The 4,384-nt window shown below is 70.7% G+C and carries 3 protein-coding genes; 1 reads left to right on the top strand and 2 read right to left on the bottom strand.

Features of this window, described 5'->3' with window-relative positions:
- A partial coding sequence (locus tag JF597_RS51320) for a glycine hydroxymethyltransferase (protein ID WP_294013449.1) occupies positions 1 to 1,356 on the top strand: 1,356 nt, incomplete at its 5' end.
- Positions 1,357 to 1,380: 24 nt separating this feature from the next.
- Here the strand turns inward: JF597_RS51320 and JF597_RS51315 are convergent.
- A complete protein-coding gene (locus JF597_RS51315; RefSeq protein WP_294013447.1) occupies positions 1,381 to 3,033 on the bottom strand; it encodes a hypothetical protein in 1,653 nt (550 codons plus the stop codon).
- A gap of 19 nt (positions 3,034 to 3,052) precedes the next feature.
- Positions 3,053 to 4,384 (bottom strand): hypothetical protein (locus JF597_RS51310; protein ID WP_294013444.1); only part of this gene is annotated, 1,332 nt, incomplete at its 5' end.

Below are 4,384 nucleotides of genomic sequence, written 5' to 3'. Positions count from 1 at the left end.
ATCCGCAGTGAACTCGCCGACCAGCGCGCGTCCCTCAAGCTCATCGCCAGCGAGAACTACGCCTCGCCGGCCGTCCTGCTCACGATGGGCACCTGGCTCTCGGACAAGTACGCCGAAGGCACGATCGGCCACCGGTTCTACGCCGGCTGCCAGAACGTCGACACCGTCGAGCAGGCCGCCGCCGAGCACGCGAAGGCGTTGTTCGGCGCCCCGCATGCGTATGCGCAGCCGCACTCGGGCATCGACGCGAACCTCGTCGCGTTCTGGGCGATCCTCGCGCATCGCGTCGAGTCACCCGCGCTGGCGAAGGCGGGCGCGAAGCACGTCAACGACCTCACCCCCGAGGACTGGGAGACTCTGCGCAAGGAGCTCGGCAACCAGCGCGCGCTCGGCATGTCGCTCGACGCCGGTGGGCACCTCACGCACGGGTTCCGTCCGAACATCAGCGGCAAGATGTTCGAGCAGCGCTCGTACGGGACGGACGCGGAGACCGGCCTGCTCGACTACGACAAGGTGCGGGCGGCGGCGCAGGAGTTCAAGCCGCTCGTCCTCATCGCCGGCTACTCCGCCTACCCGCGCAAGGTGAACTTCGCGAAGATGCGCGAGATCGCCGACGAGGTCGGCGCGACGCTGATGGTGGACATGGCCCACTTCGCCGGTCTCGTCGCCGGCAAGGTCTTCACCGGCGACTTCGACCCGGTGCCGCACGCGCACGTCACCACGACCACCACCCACAAGTCGCTGCGCGGGCCGCGCGGTGGGCTGGTGCTGTGCCAGCCGGAGTACGCCGACGCCGTCGACCGCGGATGCCCGATGGTGCTCGGCGGCCCGCTCGGGCACGTCATGGCGGCCAAGGCGGTGGCGCTGGCCGAGGCGCGCCAGGATTCGTTCCGCGGCTACGCGCAGGACGTGGCCGACAACGCGGTGGCCCTGGCGGACGGCCTGATGAAGCGCGGCGCCCGGCTCGTCACCGGCGGCACCGAGAACCACCTCGTCCTCATCGACGTGACCTCGTTCGGGCTCACCGGCCGGCAGGCCGAGTCGGCGCTGCTCGACGCCGGCATCGTCACCAACCGCAACGCGATCCCCCGCGACCCGAACGGCGCCTGGTACACCTCGGGCGTGCGCATCGGCACCCCGGCGCTCACCTCGCGCGGCTTCGGGCCGGCCGAGTTCGACCGGGTCGCCGAGCTGATGGTGGACGTGCTGACGGCGACCTCGCCGGCGACGGCGGCGTCGGGCGCGGCGTCCAAGGCGAAGTACTCGATCGGGGACGGCGTGGCCGCCAAGACCCAGGACGCCGCCGCCGAGCTGCTCGCGGCGAACCCGCTGTACCCCGGCCTCGAGCTGAACTGACCGAGGTCCGCCTTCCCGCTCCGGTCAGCGGATCGCGACCGGGTCGGCCGTCGCGTAGCTGTTGAAGTGGGCCGTGTCAGCCCAGTACTGGACGATCCACTTGCCGCTCTTGGTCGCGGTGCCGTGCAGGACGGCGCGCCCGCGCGAATCGGTGGTGCCCGAGCTGACGTAGCTCCACCTCTTCGCACCATTGGCGAGGAACCACAGCTCGACGTGCTTGTGGCCCATCGTCCGCCAGCCCCCGCGGTACTCCTGCAGCGTGCCGCGGACGGTGAGGGTGCGGCCGGAGCGGATCGGCTCCGGGCCGGCGTCGTTGCCGGTGACGCGGGTCGGGATCCGGCTGCGGTGGTACACCGCGCTGTACGCGTGGGCGAGATCGTCGGAGGCCGGGTGGTAGAGCCGGTAGTAGCCGTCGGAGTAGCCCGGCGTGGTCAGAACGACGGCGGAGTAGTAGTCGGGCGTCACGTGAGCGATGCTCTTCCACGCCGTCTTGCCGTCGCGCGAATACTGCAGGTCGGTGCGCTGCCGCCCGAGGCTCGCGTTGTCGGGATAGAGCCGGTCGAGAGTCGCCCGCGCCGTGACCGTGCCGGTGGCCGCGAGCACGATCGAGACGTGGCTGTACGCCGCCTCGGCCGGAACCTTGATCTCGCCTGACGTGCTCCCGTCGTAGAAGGCGTCATCGGTGCTGGCACTCCACGTCACCCAGTAGTCGGGGACGGCGACGACCGTGCCGGAGAAGTTGCCGCGCGCGTCGGTGACGACGACTCGCTCGGGTTCGTTCGATTGGTACGGGCTGAGGTTGAGCGCGACCCGCAGACCGACCACCGGCTGGCTGCCGGCCAGGACCTTGCCCGTGACGACGATCGACTGTCCGGGTTCGAAGCGGGAGCGGTTGGTGTGCGCCGTGACCGTGACCGGCGTTTGCGCGAAGCCGGGGCTCGCCGAGCCGGTCGCCGTGCCGTGCACTCTGGTCGTGTCGGCGGTGAACGAGCTGGTGAAGGCGGTCCAGTCCACCAATTCGAGGTCGCCGGTCGTCCAGCCGCCGTCCGCGCCGGTCGTTACCTGATAGCTCGCGTCGGCCGGGAGGCCCGGGCGGCCACTGGTGTAGCGCCGGGTCACCGTGACCGTTTCTCCCTCGAGCGGGACGGCCACCCCGCCGGCGCCGGGCTCGACGCCGAGGAGCACCCCGGTGGCGGTCGTGCTGCGGTGCGTCGCGTCGAGCGTCGGCCGGGTGAAGGTGATGCCGTCCCACGCGCCGTTCGCCTGATCGAACTCGGGGCGGAACGTGAAGTCGAGCGTGCCGGCGTCGGTGCGCGTCACCGAGTCGTCCGCGGTGTCGTGCGCCGTGACGTCGATGGCGTAGCGACCAACGTCGGGGATCGCGCCGCCGTGCCGCGTCAGGCTCAACGCCGTATCGGGCTCCCAGAGACCGGGTGACTGCGCGTCCTCGGTCAGCGGCACCGTGGTGATCGTGGTGGCGCCGTCGCGGATCGTCGCGGTGACGGTGTCGACGTGCGCGGACGGCGCGTTCGTCCACACCGGGACGGCGAACAGCCCGCGCTGGTAGTCGTTGTTCCGGACTATGCCCACGCCCAGCGGATCCGTGGCCGCCGAGGCGGTGGCCGGAGTGAGCCCCATGGCCGTGACGGCGATCGCCGATACAGCGAGCAATTTCATGCGACGCCCCTCCCGGCGGTCAGCGGACGTCGACATAGCGAGGCGCTGCCTGGCTGTAGTAGTGCTGGGAATCGTTGTTGTAGTAGACGCCCCAGTAGCCGTCGCCGTAGGCCTTGCCGTCGAGGTGGAAGTGGCCCGTGCCGCTCGTCGTCCCCTTGTCGACGCGGTACCAGTAGCGGTCGCCCTTCGGGCGGTACACCAGCACGACGCGCGCGTTGCGTAGGGCGACCCACTTGCCCTTCACCCGCTGGGTCACCGTGCCGCTGGCCGACAAGGCGGCGTTGTGCGACGGGTGGGACGGCGAGATCGAGAACGACGTCCGGCTGGCGATGCGGTAGAGGTGATGAGCGCCGCTCGTGAACGCCAACAGTTGATCCGATTCCGTATGTGCGATGCGGTAGTACCCGTCGACGGCGCCGACGCCCTTGACCGTGAACTTGCAGCTGTGGGTGTCGTACTTGTCGTCCGAGTAGGCCGAGGCCAGCCGCTTCCATCCGCTGCGCCCGCTCGCGGAGTACTGGAGCTGGATCGACTGGTGGCCGCACGGTCCCCGCAAGTAGCCGGACGCCTGCACCTCACGGAACCGGTCGATGGTGACCCGCAAGCCCGTGTAGCTGGCGCGCACCGGGACGGAGACCGACCCGCCGATGATGGCCTGGCCGACGTACTCGGAGAACCGGGCGTGCGTGACGAAGCCTGTCGAGGAGCTGACCCCGGCGAGGTAGCTGAAGTGCCCGGCTGCGTCGGAGAGGCCGCTGCCCAACAGCCCGGGGATGGTGTAGTTCCAGTAGTCGACGTCCGTGCCGCGGGTGGTGACGACCTGGGCCCCGACCAGCGGCTGCCAGCCGTGGTTCGGCGTCAGCCGTTGGACGGTGCCGGCCACGCGGAACGACTGCCCGGCGTGGATCCGCACGTGCTCCGGCCCGCCGAGGATCCGGACTCGCATCCCCGCCGTTCCCACGTCGGGAAGGGCCAGCGGGGCGTCGGCGACACTGTCGGTGTCCAGCGAGCTGCCGACTACTTGGACGGTGCCGTCGGTCAGCCGGCCACCGGGCGTGACCGGCACGGCGAACGTGCCGTCGGGAGCGGTCACCGCTTCGGCGGTGACTGGCTTGGAGACGCTGCTACCGGCGTGCATCGTCCCGGTGAACCGGACGGTGATCCCCGCGCCGGCCGGCGCGGGCTGCGCCGGATCACCGCTCGGGTCGAGGGTGGTGACGGTGCCGTTGACGGTGGCCGTGCGGTGGTCGAAGTCGGTGACGCTGCGGTCGAACGCGGCCTTCGCCACGCCGACGTGCTTCCGGTACGCGAAGACGCCGGTGCCGTGCTCGGTGGTCGTCCCGTTGGAAAG

It is taken from the genome of Streptomyces sp., assembly GCF_019510245.1.
Lineage (GTDB): Bacteria > Actinomycetota > Actinomycetes > Streptomycetales > Streptomycetaceae > Streptomyces.
Note: the sequence above shows the minus strand (reverse complement) of the source record. Positions and strands in the feature narration are given on the sequence as shown.

What these genes read in the sequence shown, in the direction of transcription:
- JF597_RS51315 (WP_294013447.1), bottom strand. Translation starts at nt 3,033, where the DNA reads ATGAAATTGCTCGCTGTATCGGCGATCGCCGTCACGGCCATGGGGCTC.